Origin of the sequence: Dysosmobacter segnis, from assembly GCF_014297285.1 — a bacterium.
Taxonomy (GTDB): Bacteria; Bacillota; Clostridia; order Oscillospirales; family Oscillospiraceae; genus Oscillibacter; species Oscillibacter segnis.
Window position 1 is genome coordinate 17,918 of sequence record NZ_JACOQI010000002.1, and the last position, 14,242, is coordinate 32,159.

The 14,242-nt window shown below is 50.3% G+C and carries 14 protein-coding genes and 1 pseudogene; 14 read left to right on the top strand and 1 reads right to left on the bottom strand.

What is annotated here, in order from left to right:
* Positions 1 to 122: 122 nt before the first annotated feature.
* From H8Z83_RS02295 to H8Z83_RS02345, 11 genes are all read left to right on the top strand, one after another.
* Positions 123 to 1,040 (top strand): DUF4299 family protein, encoded by a 918-nt coding sequence (locus H8Z83_RS02295; protein ID WP_117536691.1) that lies wholly within the window; start codon positions 123 to 125, stop codon positions 1,038 to 1,040.
* Between the two features lie 137 nt (positions 1,041 to 1,177).
* The gene (locus tag H8Z83_RS02300) at positions 1,178 to 1,663 is read left to right on the top strand and encodes a hypothetical protein (RefSeq protein WP_117536690.1); all 486 of its coding nucleotides are present in this window, start codon (positions 1,178 to 1,180) and stop codon (positions 1,661 to 1,663) included.
* Positions 1,664 to 1,844: 181 nt separating this feature from the next.
* The gene (locus tag H8Z83_RS02305; protein WP_158552719.1) at positions 1,845 to 3,005 is read left to right on the top strand and encodes a DUF1266 domain-containing protein; all 1,161 of its coding nucleotides are present in this window, start codon (positions 1,845 to 1,847) and stop codon (positions 3,003 to 3,005) included.
* A 457-nt stretch (positions 3,006 to 3,462) separates the two neighbouring features.
* A complete protein-coding gene (locus H8Z83_RS02310; protein ID WP_117536688.1) occupies positions 3,463 to 3,885 on the top strand; it encodes a sigma factor-like helix-turn-helix DNA-binding protein in 423 nt (140 codons plus the stop codon).
* 711 nt (positions 3,886 to 4,596) lie between these two features.
* Positions 4,597 to 6,078 (top strand): recombinase family protein, encoded by a 1,482-nt coding sequence (locus H8Z83_RS02315; protein ID WP_117536610.1) that lies wholly within the window; start codon positions 4,597 to 4,599, stop codon positions 6,076 to 6,078.
* Complete coding sequence (locus H8Z83_RS02320) at positions 6,062 to 6,793, top strand: DUF6076 domain-containing protein (RefSeq protein WP_187013570.1); 732 nt, start codon at positions 6,062 to 6,064, stop codon at positions 6,791 to 6,793. The genes H8Z83_RS02315 and H8Z83_RS02320 overlap by 17 nt, the downstream gene beginning before the upstream one ends.
* Entirely contained in the window at positions 6,790 to 7,740 is a 951-nt protein-coding gene (locus H8Z83_RS02325) for a sigma-70 family RNA polymerase sigma factor (protein WP_187013571.1), read from the top strand. Before H8Z83_RS02320 ends, H8Z83_RS02325 begins: the two co-directional genes overlap by 4 nt.
* A gap of 316 nt (positions 7,741 to 8,056) precedes the next feature.
* A complete protein-coding gene (locus H8Z83_RS02330; protein WP_187013572.1) occupies positions 8,057 to 9,004 on the top strand; it encodes a helix-turn-helix transcriptional regulator in 948 nt (315 codons plus the stop codon).
* A 152-nt stretch (positions 9,005 to 9,156) separates the two neighbouring features.
* Positions 9,157 to 10,041 (top strand): AbaSI family restriction endonuclease, encoded by an 885-nt coding sequence (locus tag H8Z83_RS02335; protein WP_187013573.1) that lies wholly within the window; start codon positions 9,157 to 9,159, stop codon positions 10,039 to 10,041.
* A 115-nt stretch (positions 10,042 to 10,156) separates the two neighbouring features.
* Positions 10,157 to 10,666: a hypothetical protein gene (locus H8Z83_RS02340; protein WP_187013574.1), complete on the top strand. Its 510-nt coding sequence runs from the start codon at positions 10,157 to 10,159 to the stop codon at positions 10,664 to 10,666.
* A gap of 311 nt (positions 10,667 to 10,977) precedes the next feature.
* A complete protein-coding gene (locus H8Z83_RS02345) occupies positions 10,978 to 11,841 on the top strand; it encodes an AAA family ATPase (protein WP_187013575.1) in 864 nt (287 codons plus the stop codon).
* A gap of 135 nt (positions 11,842 to 11,976) precedes the next feature.
* Here the strand turns inward: H8Z83_RS02345 and H8Z83_RS02350 are convergent.
* Positions 11,977 to 12,336, bottom strand: a pseudogene (locus H8Z83_RS02350) (manganese catalase family protein); the annotation flags it as partial.
* Between the two features lie 195 nt (positions 12,337 to 12,531).
* On the opposite strand from H8Z83_RS02350, the gene H8Z83_RS02355 reads away from it, so the two are divergent.
* From H8Z83_RS02355 to H8Z83_RS02365, 3 genes are all read left to right on the top strand, one after another.
* Positions 12,532 to 13,353 (top strand): ParB/RepB/Spo0J family partition protein, encoded by an 822-nt coding sequence (locus H8Z83_RS02355; RefSeq protein ID WP_187013576.1) that lies wholly within the window; start codon positions 12,532 to 12,534, stop codon positions 13,351 to 13,353.
* Positions 13,354 to 13,416: 63 nt separating this feature from the next.
* On the top strand, positions 13,417 to 13,680 hold the full coding sequence (locus tag H8Z83_RS02360; protein WP_187013577.1) for a TnpV protein: 264 nt from the start codon (positions 13,417 to 13,419) through the stop codon (positions 13,678 to 13,680).
* A 101-nt stretch (positions 13,681 to 13,781) separates the two neighbouring features.
* Positions 13,782 to 14,132, top strand: coding sequence for a replication initiator protein A (locus H8Z83_RS02365; protein WP_243184696.1), 351 nt, complete (start codon positions 13,782 to 13,784; stop codon positions 14,130 to 14,132).
* The last annotated feature ends 110 nt before the right edge of the window (positions 14,133 to 14,242 follow it).

Genomic DNA, 14,242 nt, shown 5'->3' on the forward strand with positions numbered 1-14,242 from the left:
ATATCATGTTTCGGCCATATATTCAGACGGATTTCTTTTTAGCCAGGATAAAAACAAATTTGGTTTTTTGCTCTTATTTTTGAGAGATAAAACCTAAAATAAAACGCAAAGGAGAACACGCGATGAAAGTATTTGATCTGTTCGTAAGCAAATATCCACCGGGTAATGATTTGAGAAAACCTACTGCGGAAACGCTGGAGCAATTTCAAGGGAAAGTGCCAGCGGAGCTTCTGAACTTTTGGCAGGAATATGGTTTCGGAAATTATGGCGGAGGTTTGCTAAAAATTATTGATCCAACCGATTATATTGATACGCTCACTCTTTGGCTGGGCGAACAGGAGGGGTGCCTTCCCATTCTAATGACTGGATTTGGAACGCTTTTTATTTACCGCAAGCTGTCTGATACAGCCGATGATATGTGCCTGCTTGATATTCACAACCGCAGATCGGGCAGTTTCTCTACCAGCTTTTCCGATTTTTTTGAGCGTATTATTCCTGCCGAAAATTTTGCGGCGCAGTTTCTGAGAGTGGGTCTATTTCAAGAAGCATTTGCTAAACATGGCGGCCTTTCAGAAAACGAGATTTTCTTCTTTGCTCCGGCTTTGGCTTTTGGGGGAACTGAGTCCATTCAATATGTCGAAAAGGGAAATGCCGTTGTTCATCAGCACTTGTTGTTTGAAATGGGGGCGGATCATTCCGATGATACAGAACCGGATGATATGTGGTCGCAAGCCTATGAAGCAAATCCCCATGTGTTTGAATTGGATAATGGCGGGCTTATGGTTAGCTTCACCTTTTCGGAAACTGTGGATACCATCCTGCCAGTAGCACCAGAAACGCTATATGAGATTGAGGGAGAGACTATTTCTCTATGGGCGCTGACTTTCGTTAGTCTAACAAAAGAGGAAAACCTTGGCTTTTTGGAGTACCACAAGGCTTTGAAACAATTACAACCCTACATTGTGGAAACGAGAGGAGATCACATATTAGTTCGCGGCCTGAGTTTGGCAGAGATGGAGCATATTCTGGCAAAGCAATAAATTTGCTTTACCGCTACTTTGGGACAAAGTGTCCCGAAGTGATATAGCTACTATCAAAATTATTTCATTTATGATGCTGTGGGTATTGCCCCATCCAGTTTCATATAAACACATTCAAACATTTAGGAGGAAAAGTCATGGGATTTTTTAGCAAGTTATTTAAGGGCCCTGAAATTGACATGGAAAAGAGCAACGCAAATGCAAAGAAAATGCGTGCTCTATTTAATCAGGTTGTAGAGAACGGGGACAATTACAGACTGATTTTCGGATATACCGAGGATGTGAGCCGGTTTAACTATGGCTTTGTTCATGGGAGCAAAACAAAGATCGGAAATTTAATTGTCGGCTGGAACGAAGCCAGCCAGACGATTGTGGTTGTTCCCACAGTACCCGATCTTTCCGGCTGTGGCGATCCGACCTACTATCGCCGTTCTGAAATTTTGAAAGCCTATCGGAACAAATACCCTACCGATGCTTTTATCATTTATCCAGACAAAAAAGGATACATTGGCATCAATGCCTATGACTGGCTGGAAGATGAAAAGCTGTATGTTTATGTATCACAGGATGATGAATTGGCCGCTTTTACCGACTTCTTTATGAATCGCTTTGCAACAAAGTGAGGTAAAAGATGCCTATTGGAGAAATCGGAGCGTTCCTGCTGTTTCTTGTGATCGTGTTTATAGTTGGAAATCTATGGTTTCATTTCGTAGAAGCAATTCTGCGGCAGATTAAAAAGCTATTTACACGTCACAAAAAACCTCCGGCATGGCATCCGCTCCCCCCGGACAAGGAGGATTGAAAATGTTCGATATAGACGAGATTAGGAAACAGGCACTCGCTTCTATGAGAGAAACCATGGAAAAGAACGAGGAACGAATTAGCAAAATTGAGGTTCCCAGCTCTGAAAAAGGCGCATCTGTGTCTGCCGCCGAAGTGGAAGAACAGATTGCCGCTAATACTCAACGTCAAGTAGAAATTCTTGGACAGATGTTTGGGCCAGATAGTATGGCTCAAATGGCTGTTAATGAGGAATTGCTGCAAAAGATGGTAAATGATAAAGTTGCTGAGGCAACTTCAGCTACTGCTGGGGACTTGATGGGACAGCTTTTCGGAGAAGATATGGGCATACTTGCGGCTGCTCTGGAAACGCTGGAAATGGAAGATGCGGACGATGAGGAAGAACTCTCATTCGATCTGGAACTGGAAGAAAAGCTCTATACTACCTTGGAAGAAACAATGGCCCGGCTTGAGGCCATGCCTGAGCCAGAAGCGATCCCATATCAAAAAGACGATGTAAAATGGGAACGCTTTGGCATCCTGCTGTCCGGTATTTTATCGACCCTTAACAGTCACGATCTGGATAGTATGGATGTGGAGGAACATATTCCTGTTATGGAGCAGAAAATCGTGTCCCTTGTGCGCCGCTCCTGGGGGATAGATGGCCGGAGTGATCTGCTGGACATGATCCGTTATCTGGCGCAGGAGGGTTATATCCTGCGGTATCAGCTTTATAGTGAGGCATCTTCGCCGGAGGAACTCATGGACGAAACTATGGACGAGGATGACCGTGAGTCTACCTGCCGGGCATGGAGGTTTGCACAACGGTATAAAGGTCAATATGCTCCCGGTTTTATGGCTGGATGGGATATTGGCCGGGCGGCGATGCTGACACGCTGGGGATGCTATTTAGGCTGGATCACAGAAAGCGAGGCTGTTGGTATTCTGTGGGATCTCTCCCAAAAGGTTGTTGAGGAACTGCATAGCTGGCGCGAATTTGCGCAATCTTATCTTTTTGGCGGTCTGATGTGGAAATTGCTATGCGGTGACAGCTCCGCAGGAAGTTACCTGGGTTATCTTGCAGACGCCGCCACAGACCTATTGACTGGAAAAGCAGAGCAGGATAACGGACAATGGCGTGATTGCCCTTGGCCTGCACAGAGAAAAATTGGTTTCACATTATAAATCTTTTTGAAAATTTGTTGCTATTCATCAGCCGCCAACGGAAACGGCATATAAAAAAACCGTTGGCTTGGCGGCTGTGTTGATGCACGCCTAAACTAAAGTTAAGCGGCGGTTTTGAAATTAACCATTTCAAGGCCGCCGCCTTTTTATATCACACGGCGGTAACAAAGGAGGTACGTCGTGTCCCGCACAATCCTTACCCGCCCCTCTAACTTATCAAAAAAAGCCAGGGCCCCGGACAAGGATATTTTAACCGTAGTTGCGAAAATTGTTATAATGTAGGTGAATATCTCAATTTATGCGCTTGCGCGGCTTTATGTCGTGCAGGCGCATTTTGTTATCCGTACTTTGAGACAAAGTGTCCCAAGGTGCGGGACGGCCCTCCCAGGTGCCGCTCCCCGCCGGCCCTCCATTTCGTTTCCCCTCAACCCGAACAAAACGAAATGGAGGACAAGCTATGACAACCATCAATCTGAAAGATTTTTATTATTGGTACATACAGGATCAATTTATCGAGGTTGCTGACGAGGTGGCCGAGGCTCTCACCGCCAGCAGACGCCAGGAGGCCGCCTATGTGGAGCGGGCCCGGTACAACAAGGCATATTATTCCCTGGACTGTGATGACGGGATCGAATATTCCGCCTGCCAGCATGAGCCCAGCCCCCAGGAGCTCCTGGATCGCAAGGAAATGTTTTTCCGGCTCTGGAACGCGCTCAACTCCCTGCCGGAGCTCCAGGGCCGCCGGGTGGATGCCCACCTCATTCTCGGTAAAAGCTATCGGGAGATCGCCCGCGAGGAGGGCGTGGATAAAAGCGCCGTTAGGTGCTCCGTCCTCTGCGGGATCAAACGCATGAAAAAATATTTGCGGGAAAATTTCTAAAAAGCATCTCCATTACCCCCTGTTTTTCTGGTGGTATATGAGAGGTAGGTTGCCTACCTCTCCACAGCAGGACGGCGGCGGCTCCGAGCATAGCGCGGGGAGCCAGGCGGCGGGTGCGCGGTGACTTCTCCACAAGAGAACGAGCGACCAACACCTGCGCCGCAGGTGGGCCGGGCCATCCCACGGCCACGATCCGCCACAGGACAGGCTGGCCGCCTGTCCCTCCGGGCCGCTGTCTCCTGCTGTGTGGGAGTGCTGCGCCGAGTATGGTTGTCTTTGGACAGGTCAAGGAAACGGGCGCGGCCTCCCTCTATCTTATGAAAGCGGGGCCTGCTTTATGAGCAGGGCTCCGGCTGGCTTCGAGACATTTTGTCCCGAAGTCCCGGTCAAAACAAGGGCCAGCACTTTCGCGGTGCTGGCCTTTGTCATTTCTGAAATGGGAGGTATTCTATGCACGCACAGACCAAATACAAAAGCGAAATGAAAACGGCTGTACTTGGTGATCGGACAATTACTATTAAAAATCTTACTCCCATTCTGCCCCCGCAGGAACGGGAAAAGCGCAGGCGCGAGGTGGAACAACAGCTTTTTGACGTGTTCCGCAAATATGCCGGACAGCGGGGGTAGTCAAAGGCATCCTTGTTGAATGGGGGCGGCAGAGGTATAATATAATTGTAGGTTGGCTCCCGTATAAACGGAAGGGAGCTAATTATGGATAATAGAATAGATGCAATTTACGGGCGGCAGTCGATTGACAAAAAGGATAGTATCAGCATTGAAAGTCAATTTGAATTTTGCCGGTATGAACTAAAAGGCGGTGAAGCGAAAGAATACAAAGACAAGGGATATTCCGGGAAGAACATAGAACGCCCCGACTTCCAGCGGCTTCTGAAAGACATCCGGGCCGGACTGATCCGGCGGGTGATTGTTTACAAACTGGATCGGATTAGCCGCTCCATTGTGGACTTCGCAAAGCTCATGGAACTGTTCAAGCAGTACAACGTGGAATTTGTCTCCTGCACCGAAAAATTTGATACGTCAACCCCGATGGGCCGGGCGATGCTCAATATCTGCATCGTGTTCGCCCAACTGGAACGGGAAAGCATCCAGATGCGTGTGCAGGACGCTTTTTATTCCCGGTGTGCCAAGGGCTACTATATGAGGGGCCGGGCTCCATACGGTTTTGATACGGAGCCCATCGTCATGGACGGTATCAAAACAAAGCGGCTGGTTGAAAACGCTGAGATGGACTACGCCGAGCTTATGTATGAAATGTATGCCGAGCCGGAGAACTCCTACGGCGACATTACCCGGTATTTTACCGAGAATGAAATCATGGTGTATGGAAAGACATTGAAGCGCGGCTTTGTGGGCCAGCTTTTGAGAAATCCGGTTTACGTCCAGGCCGATATGGATATTTACGAATATTTCAAGGCCCAGGGCGCGAAAATCGAAAGCCCGCCGGAACTGTTCACAGGTGAATTTAGCTGTTACTTGTACCAGGGCCGCGAGGGGGAGGAAAACATTCTGGTGATTGCGCCCCACAAGGGCCGCATCCCCTCGTCCCTCTGGCTGGCCGTCCAGCACAAGCTGTCCCAAAATACCACGTTCCAGAATGGCCGCAAATGCCACAATACATGGCTGGCCGGGAAAATCAAGTGTGGATGCTGTGGGTATGCGCTGGCCAGTCTGAACGCTCCAAACGGTGTCACTTATATGCGGTGCAAGCAACGCATGGAAAACAAAAGCTGTCAAGGGCCCGGCACTCTCACAAAGCACGACTTGGAAAAATCGGTCTATGAGGAAATGGTTAAGAAGATGCGGGAATTTCAAACGCTGAAAGGCAGTAAGGCGGAGGGGTACAATCCCAAACTGACCGCCGCCCGCGCTAAACTTGCCAAAATCGAGGGCGAGATTGAAAAGCTCATTGACACGCTGACCGGGGCAAACCCGCTTTTGTTGCAATACGCAAACAGCCGGATTGAAGAACTGGACGCGGAACGGCAAAAGCAGTTAAAGCTGGTGGCCGACCTCACCGCTAACTCTGTTTCTTCCTCACAGGTCGATAGCATAACGGGATATTTAAGCCATTGGGAAGATGTGAGCTTCGATGACAGGCGGCGCGTTCTTGACACGCTGGTTTCAAAAGTTGAGGCCACTCGCACCGAACTTGCTATTGAATGGAAGATCTAAAACTTTTCACTTTGCATTGTACCCTTGTCAAGAACGCTTATCCAAGCTGGAACACAACAGTCCGGAGGAGTATGCGAAGGCGCTCTACGGTTTCTACAATGATGATCGTATCGCGGAAAAGCTCATCGTCAATCCCATCCGCAACAATGGCGACTGCTATACGACCCACGATGCCTACGAGCTTTCCTATGTGCCGCGGCCACTGCCGGACGGCTCTGTCGCTATCTGTCAGGAGCATGTGACCGACAGCTTGCAGGCGCTGATGAAAGCGGATTTTATGCTGGCGCTGAACAGCGGACACAACATCCGCCGCTGCATCATCTGCGGACGGTATTTCCTGCTCAAAAGCGGCGTCCACGCGTTATACTGCGAAGGAGCGTGTCCCCACGCGCCCGACTACACCTGCCGGCAGTTTGGTTCCGTGGAGGTGCAGAAGGAACTGGCAAAGGACATTCCCAAGGTCAAAGTCAAGGTGACCGCCTTTGCCCGCATCACGAAGGATCTGTCTCGGAACGCGATCTCACAGAAGGACGCAAGAAAAGCCAAGGACTATGTGCGGGATCTGCTCTATGACGCCTTGCGCGACGCAAGTATTTCCGTAGAAGCCTTTGAAGAGAGCGTTTCGTCTGAGAATGTCTACCAGTGCTGCGGGATCACCAGAACGGCCAATCCGAGGGGCCGTCCGCCGAAGAAAAAGGCGGGTGAGCAAGCATGACCAACGAGCAACTGATTCGCCAATATTATGACGGTGATGAAGCTGCGCTGGAAAAACTGTACCATAAAAATATCGGGCTGATCCGCGGAATCGCCAAGGAAGCAGCAGCGGAGTTCAACTGCCTGATGACAGATCAGCATCATCCAAATCAATTTTCCGCGTATACGAAAACGATTCTGGATGACCTCTGCGGCGAGGGCGCGTTGGAGCTTCTAACGCGGATACAGAGCCGGGAATATGACGAAAGCCGCGCCGTGCTCACCACCTATCTTTACCCACATTTGAAGGGGCGCATGACCCGCTGGCTGGAGCAGAATATTGGCTGCATGGCGTTGAGCAAGAACGAGATGGCCGCTGTCCGGCAGGTGCAGAGGCTGTATCATGTTGCATGGAAGGATACCGGTGAAATCGCGGAGGAGCTGGGTATCCCTGAGGCTCGTGTCAGTCGATATGTTCGCTACAACACCCATTTCCTCGGTGTGCATGATCTTGTCCCGGAGGGCTATGACGGCGATCCCTACGAGCGGCTGATGCCGGGGATGCTCTCCGTTTCGGCGGAGCAGGCCGTGTACCGCAAGGTCTGCATCGAGCTCCTCCGGGAGCTGTTCGATACCCTGCCGAAGAAGGACAGGGACATTCTCGGCAAGACCTGCGGTGTGTTCGGATACCCGGAGGCAACTTTGAAAGAGATTGGGATGTATCACATGATGAAGGAGTCCGCCGTGGAGAAGGCGAAGAACCGCGCGGTCGAGAAGCTGAGAGAATCCTATCCCGGCAGCAGGCTTCAGGTATGGAGGACTGTTCATCGTATGATGCGGAGACCGATCCCTCCGCTAGGGGAAGACAGTGATCTGCGGCGCAATTTCCCACAGTATGTCCGCGCCTTGGCGGAGGTCTATGGCGTGCTGAATGAAGCCACCTCGGATATAGATAACATCTCTGTATAGACAGAACAGCAATACAGACTTTTGTACACCCCCTTATGGTAACATCTATGCAAGCATCGAAACCGATGCTATACTATGAGAGGAGATGTCTTTATGCATTATTCCAAAACAAACAAGGTCTGCGCCACTTGCGCCTATTGGACCGGAAGCCGCAATCTGGTGAATTCCGGAAATTCTTCGGAGCCGACCAGCAATAGCGCCAAGTGCCAAATTCCAAACGGTTCCAATCGGGGCAGTACAAAGTTTTGCAGTTCTTCCTGCTCTAATTGGGCTAAGTGGCCGGTACTGAAGTAAAACGACACGGAGGGACTGCATTATGCTGACGGAAAAAGCCAATGCCATCTGCCTTTTGGAGGTTCTAAAGGAGTATTCCGATGTCGAACATATTCTGCCCATGCGGGAGATCGTTGCAAAGATGCAGTCCCTCTACGGTATCAAAATCGACCGCCGCACTGTATACGGGGCTGTTGCTCTTTTGATCGAGCTCGGTTACGACATCTCCCTTTACGAGGATAACGGCGTGGGCTATTACTTACGGGAACGGGAATTGGAGCAGTCGGAAGTCCTGCTGCTGACCGATGCGGTATATTCTTTCCCGTTCATCCCGGCAAGGCAGACCGAGCAGCTTGTCCAAAAACTGCAAAAGCAGCTCAGTGTCCACCAGCGGAAAAAGTATCGCCATCTGACCGTCGCCCGGCAGGGACATAAGACCGGTAACCGGCAGGTTTTTTGGAATATTGAGCAGTTGGACGAGGCGATCGCGCAGAAGAAAAAAGTCCGGCTCGGCTATCTCCACTACGGGCTGGATAAAAAACAGCATGAGACAAAGACTTATACGCTCAGCCCCTACGAAATGGTTTACATGAATGAGCGGTATTACCTCATTTGTGTTCCCGACCACGCGCCAAATACGCGTCTTTACCGCATTGACCGCATGAAGGACATTCAGATTTTGGATGATCCTCGCAGCGAGGCCGTCGCCCGTCAGGAGGCACAAAATGCTGTCTATGCCTATGTCGGCGCGCCGGAGCGCATCATCATGTACTGTGACCGAGCCATCTTAGACGATGTGATCGACCGCTTTGGCACAGAGGTACAGATCCGTGAACACGACGAAAATACCTTTACCGCCAGTTTTACCGCACCGCCGCGCGGCGTCAAATTCTGGGCGCTGCAATACCTACCGTATGTAGAGGTCGTAGAACCCGCGTGGCTACGGCAGAAAATCATCGAAAGCCTCGGAAAGAACAAGTATCCCAAATAGGCACAACCTAAGCGATATCGTGCTGCTAAAAGCCTGCGTGCTGGGCGGTTATGATACTGACAAAATGGTAGACGGTCTTGATGCAGATTTGTCTCGAGACATAAAAATTCTTGCGACACCGATCGTCTAAACTTTAAAGTTGGGAGGCTTTTATGATGGCAGAAAACGAACGCGCATGGAAGCAGCGGTACCTCTATCGAATGTTCTCGCACCATACCAAGGATAAGGAAATGGAAAACTATGTTGTCAATGCAATCTGGGCGAGGCTGGACGATCTGAACGTCAAACCTGTAACGCAGCAATATGTCCGCCGCCCCAATGGGTATGCGTTGATCGACCTCTATTTCCCGCAGATCAACTACGGTGTAGAGTGCGATGAAGCGTATCACAAGGACAATACGCTCAAGGACGCCGCACGCGAAATCGACCTGCAAACAGCGCTGTCCGCCTGCAGTGAAGACGGATTGACGATCCGCCGTGTGGATGCAACGCTGGACGCAGATGCGCTTCACGCCCGAATCCGCGAGATCGTCTGCGAGATCCGGCAAAAGGTCGCAGAAAAAGGAGAACAGCTCTCTCCATGGCTTGAGCAAGAAGAGGAATGGCGCAGTATCAAAGAGCGCGGTATTCTGCGGACAGAGGATGCCTATTCCTTTAAAACGATTGCCGACATTTGCCAAAAATGCTTCGGCAAGGATGCGAACTATCGCATCCAGCGTAGCTTTTTCCATGTGGCCGATGATCGGATGCTTTGGTGTCCTAAGTTGGCGATTGAACTGCCTGACGGCTCAAAGGTGGCGCAGTCTCGCGGCTGGATCAATGAGCTGTCCGCTGACTGGAATGTGATCATCGAACATAATGACAGCGGCGCTACCCCAGTAAAGCACCCGGATCAGCCACGCTATACCTTCGCAAAGAGCAAGGACGAACGCGGTGAGAACGCTTACCGGTTTATCGGTATATTTGAATGGAGCGAGACCACGCCGAGCGGTGAACACATCTATAAACGCATGGCAAGCGATATGAAACTGAAATAGAACCATGCACAGCGTCCCTGTACAGACATTTGCACAGGGTGCCGTGCTATTCTATCAGCAGAACAGAGAGCATACGGATAGTGCCGTAGTACGGCGCCAAGAAAGGATGGACAAAATGAAATATACTTCTGCCCAGGCCAATAAGCTGCTGAAAAAGCTGAATGACGAATATTCCGCCCTGCTGGATAAAGAGCAGCGCAGCCGCGACTTCCGCGCTACGATGGGCGAGGACGTGGAGTCCGTACGCCCCGCCTACGATTACGCGGAAACACAGGCGCGCCTCGCAGAACTCGAAGGGAAAATCCGCGCCCTCAAGCACGCGATCAACTGCTTCAATATGACGCATTTTGTCGACGGCTTTGAAATGACCATCGACGAGATGCTGGTCTATATCCCGCAACTCACAAGGCGCAAAAATAAGCTTCTTGAGATGAAAAGCCGCCTTCCCAAGGAGCGCATTGAGGAGCAGTACGGCCGGCAGTCAAACATCATCGACTACCGCTATGCAAACTACGATATTGCCGCAGTGGAGGCCGATTACGACAAAACTGTCGACGAGCTTTCCCGCGCGCAGCTTGCGCTCGACGCGATCAACGGGCGCGAAACCTTCGATCTTGGCGAATGATCTTTTTCCGTCATTTCCATACGAATGTCTGACTATTTTATAACAGAGTTACGATCTCCGTTCGGGTTTACAGTTCGGTGAGAGCATCGGTTATTTTGATGGTTATTTGTTATGCTGCCCCATGTTCAAGGTTCGTGGGACCAACCATTACGGCATCGATGGAGCGAGAAAACTTTTTTGGGAGGCGGAAGTACGGTTATATGCCTCCCTCTAAAATTGTGGAAAAAGCGCCCCTGTACAGACAAACGTACAGGGGTGTGGGCTATACTTCTTAATGACAAACTCCTATGTTACCAAGGAGATCCATTAAAATGGTCTATTTGAAAAATTTCACAATACTAAGCCGCGAACAGGAAGAAAGAATTCTTGATTCGATCAGAGAAACCTGCTATACCACGCGATATCCGTTCAACATCTTCCGTTACCGCGATGTGCCGCAGCTCGAATTTGAGCCTCTAACCATATTCTATGGCGGTAACGGAAGCGGTAAAACAACACTGTTGAACATCATTGCAGAACGATTGCATCTTTCGAGAGAGACCGTTTTTAATCGGAGCAGCTTTTTTGAAGATTATGTTCGAGAATGCAGCTACAAGATGACATTCGGGAAAATTGCTCCTCCGGGTAGCCGCATCATAACCAGCGATGACGTATTTGACTATTTGCTTGACATCAGATACGTCAATCAAGGAATCGACACAGAGAGAGTCAAACTATTTGATCAATATGTAAGCGACAAATATGAGCCGTTCCAGTTAAAAGGGCTTGATGACTACAAGGAATTCAAGCGTAAATGTGACGCCAAATCAAAATCGCGATCCAGATTTATCAAAGAACGTTTAATGGAAAATGTCCAAGAGCAATCTAACGGGGAAAGTGGTTTATATTACTTTACCAACTCAATTAAAGAGAACGCCCTCTACCTGCTAGATGAACCGGAAAACAGTTTATCAGCCTCACTGCAATTGAAACTGAAAAGTTTTCTTGAGGATTCTGCGCGATTCTATCACTGCCAATTCATCATCTCAACACATTCACCGTTTCTGCTTTCCATGCAAGGTGCAAAAATATATGATCTCGACTCAGATCCAATCGATGTAAAGCCATGGACTCAGCTGGAAAATGTCAAAACGTATTACAGTTTCTTCAAAAGCCATGAAAAAGAGTTTTTCTGATAACAAGCCCAAGTGCATTTTCAATTGATTATATTAGCGGCTGCGCGTCATCATAATTAAACCCTAACAAACAAAAGACATCCAAGAGAATTTGTCTTGGATGCCTTTTATGTCAGCAGTTCTTTTCATTCTGTTTCATCTTGTACGCTTTGTTTCGCCAAATCTCTGGAAGTGGACAACCTCCCGTTCCCGGAGGAACTTGATGGCATCGTTGACATCGGGATCGTCGGAAAGGCGTAGGATGTTGTCGTAGGTGACACGGGCCTTCTGCTCTGCGGCAAGATCCTCGGTGAGATCCGCGATGGTATCGCCTGTGACCTGCATGGTGGAAGCAGACCACGGATAGCCGGAGGCGAACTGTGGGAACACGCCGGTAGTGTGATCCACAAAATAGGCGTCGAAACCGGCGGTCTTGATCTGCTCCTCGGTCAGGTTTCGAGTCAGCTGGTGAACCAGCGTGCCGATCATCTCCAAATGCCCCAGTTCCTCTGTGCCGGCCGTGGAAGCCCAAGGGCCACAAGTACGAAAAAGCCTTGCGCCGCAAGGGTTACAGGCCGAAAAAGAGAGGGAAAACGCGAATGTGCAAAATGCCGGTTGGCTCCATTCCTTTGACGCGGACTACCACTATCGCGGCTCCGACCTTCACTACCATGTGAATGTGTCCGCCGCGCTTTCGGAGGGAGGGGCGGTATGGTGAAGGAATTTATCTCGCAGCTTCCACCGGACAAGCTGTCGCCCTTTGCAAAGCACCCCTATCAGGTGCGGGAGGACGCTGCCATGGACGAGCTGGTGGAGAGCGTCCGCACCTATGGTATTCTGTCACCCTTACTGGCGCGGCCAAAAGGGGAGGGCTACGAGCTGGTCAGCGGGCATCGGCGGCGATTGGCGGCGCAGAAATTGGGCCTGCCCACCGTGCCGGTGCTGGTGCGGGAAATGACCGACGATGAAGCGGTGATCCTGATGGTGGACAGCAACCTCCAACGGGAAAACCTGCTGCCCAGCGAAAAGTCGTTTGCTTACAAGATGAAGTTGGAGGCAATGAAGCATCAAGGAATGACTTGTGGACAAGTTGGCCACAAGTCAAGGGATGCCGTCTCAAACGATGACAGTGGGCGAACTATTCAGCGCTATATCCGCCTGACCAACCTTGTTCCGCCGCTGCTTCAGATGGTAGACGATGGCCGTATCGCCCTTTCTCCCGCCGTGGAGCTGTCCTATCTCACCCGCGACGAGCAGGCGGAGCTGTGGGACTTGATCGGGCAGGAGGACGCCACACCGTCGCTGTCACAGTCACTCCGCATGAAGCAGCTCTCCCGCGAGGCAAAGCTGACGCCGGAGGTGCTGTACGCCATTCTTACCGAGGAAAAGCCCAATCAGAAAGAGCAAATCCGCATCAAAACCGAGTCGCTGCGGAAGTATTTCCCGCGCAATTACTCTGCGCAGCAGATGGAGCGGGAGATCATCAAGCTGCTGGAGGCCCGTTACCGCGCGAAGGACAGGGGAGAGCGATGATTTTCGCACACTGGCGCTATACGGCACTTTTCCGTACAATGACGGCAGAAAGGAGCGAGGATTATGGAGCAGAATTTACCGCCATTGCCGCCGATCATTTTTGAGAACGGTCTTTACTACGAGCTGCGGGGCGAGCAGTATTATCCCTGCCTTTTGCCGCCGGAGCCGGACACCACGGAGGACAAGCTGCTGGAAACCATCATACGCCAGATGGCGGAAGCACAGGGCATCAACGAGGACTTGAAGGCGCGGGATCAAATGGCGTGGGTAGGTGCGATGAACAACATCAAAAGCGCCGCGCTTGAGATCCTGCGAGAGTCCAAATAACGCCCCAAGAAGGAAACAAAAGCAAAAAATCAACGCAAGCGGAGACAGGTCAAATGCCTGCCTCCGCTATTTTTATGCCCCAATGGGCAAGGAGGAACAATATGGATTATTTCTATGAGCATGAATCAGAGCTATTTACATTTTACCGTGTTCCAAAGGTGCTGTTTACGGAGGAACCATTCAAAAACATGAATTGTGAAGCAAAATTACTTTACGGATTATTGTTGGACAAAATGGGACTTTCCCGCAAAAGCGGGTGGTTCGATAAGCAAGGGCGCGCCTTTGTTTACTATGGCATCAACCGTATTATGGAGGACTTGGGCTGCGCCCACAGCAAGGCGGAGAAGCTGCTATCCGAACTGGAGCAAGCTGGCCTGCTGCGCCGGAAACGGCAGGGGTTGGGGAAGCCGTCTGCACTGTACCCCCTGAAATTCGAAAACCGAATTTCTTGACTTTCGATTTTCGAATTTCAAGAACGCTGAAAATCAGCGCACCTGAACGCTGATTTTCAGCGTCTAATAAGACTGAGTAGAGCGATACTGAGATAAATATATACCAAGCC

What these genes read in the sequence shown, in the direction of transcription:
- H8Z83_RS02295 (WP_117536691.1), top strand. Translation starts at nt 123, where the DNA reads ATGAAAGTATTTGATCTGTTCGTAAGCAAATATCCACCGGGTAATGAT.
- H8Z83_RS02300 (WP_117536690.1), top strand. Translation starts at nt 1,178, where the DNA reads ATGGGATTTTTTAGCAAGTTATTTAAGGGCCCTGAAATTGACATGGAA.
- H8Z83_RS02305 (WP_158552719.1), top strand. Translation starts at nt 1,845, where the DNA reads ATGTTCGATATAGACGAGATTAGGAAACAGGCACTCGCTTCTATGAGA.
- H8Z83_RS02310 (WP_117536688.1), top strand. Translation starts at nt 3,463, where the DNA reads ATGACAACCATCAATCTGAAAGATTTTTATTATTGGTACATACAGGAT.
- H8Z83_RS02315 (WP_117536610.1), top strand. Translation starts at nt 4,597, where the DNA reads ATGGATAATAGAATAGATGCAATTTACGGGCGGCAGTCGATTGACAAA.
- H8Z83_RS02325 (WP_187013571.1), top strand. Translation starts at nt 6,790, where the DNA reads ATGACCAACGAGCAACTGATTCGCCAATATTATGACGGTGATGAAGCT.
- H8Z83_RS02330 (WP_187013572.1), top strand. Translation starts at nt 8,057, where the DNA reads ATGCTGACGGAAAAAGCCAATGCCATCTGCCTTTTGGAGGTTCTAAAG.
- H8Z83_RS02335 (WP_187013573.1), top strand. Translation starts at nt 9,157, where the DNA reads ATGATGGCAGAAAACGAACGCGCATGGAAGCAGCGGTACCTCTATCGA.
- H8Z83_RS02340 (WP_187013574.1), top strand. Translation starts at nt 10,157, where the DNA reads ATGAAATATACTTCTGCCCAGGCCAATAAGCTGCTGAAAAAGCTGAAT.
- H8Z83_RS02345 (WP_187013575.1), top strand. Translation starts at nt 10,978, where the DNA reads ATGGTCTATTTGAAAAATTTCACAATACTAAGCCGCGAACAGGAAGAA.
- H8Z83_RS02355 (WP_187013576.1), top strand. Translation starts at nt 12,532, where the DNA reads ATGGTGAAGGAATTTATCTCGCAGCTTCCACCGGACAAGCTGTCGCCC.
- H8Z83_RS02360 (WP_187013577.1), top strand. Translation starts at nt 13,417, where the DNA reads ATGGAGCAGAATTTACCGCCATTGCCGCCGATCATTTTTGAGAACGGT.
- H8Z83_RS02365 (WP_243184696.1), top strand. Translation starts at nt 13,782, where the DNA reads ATGGATTATTTCTATGAGCATGAATCAGAGCTATTTACATTTTACCGT.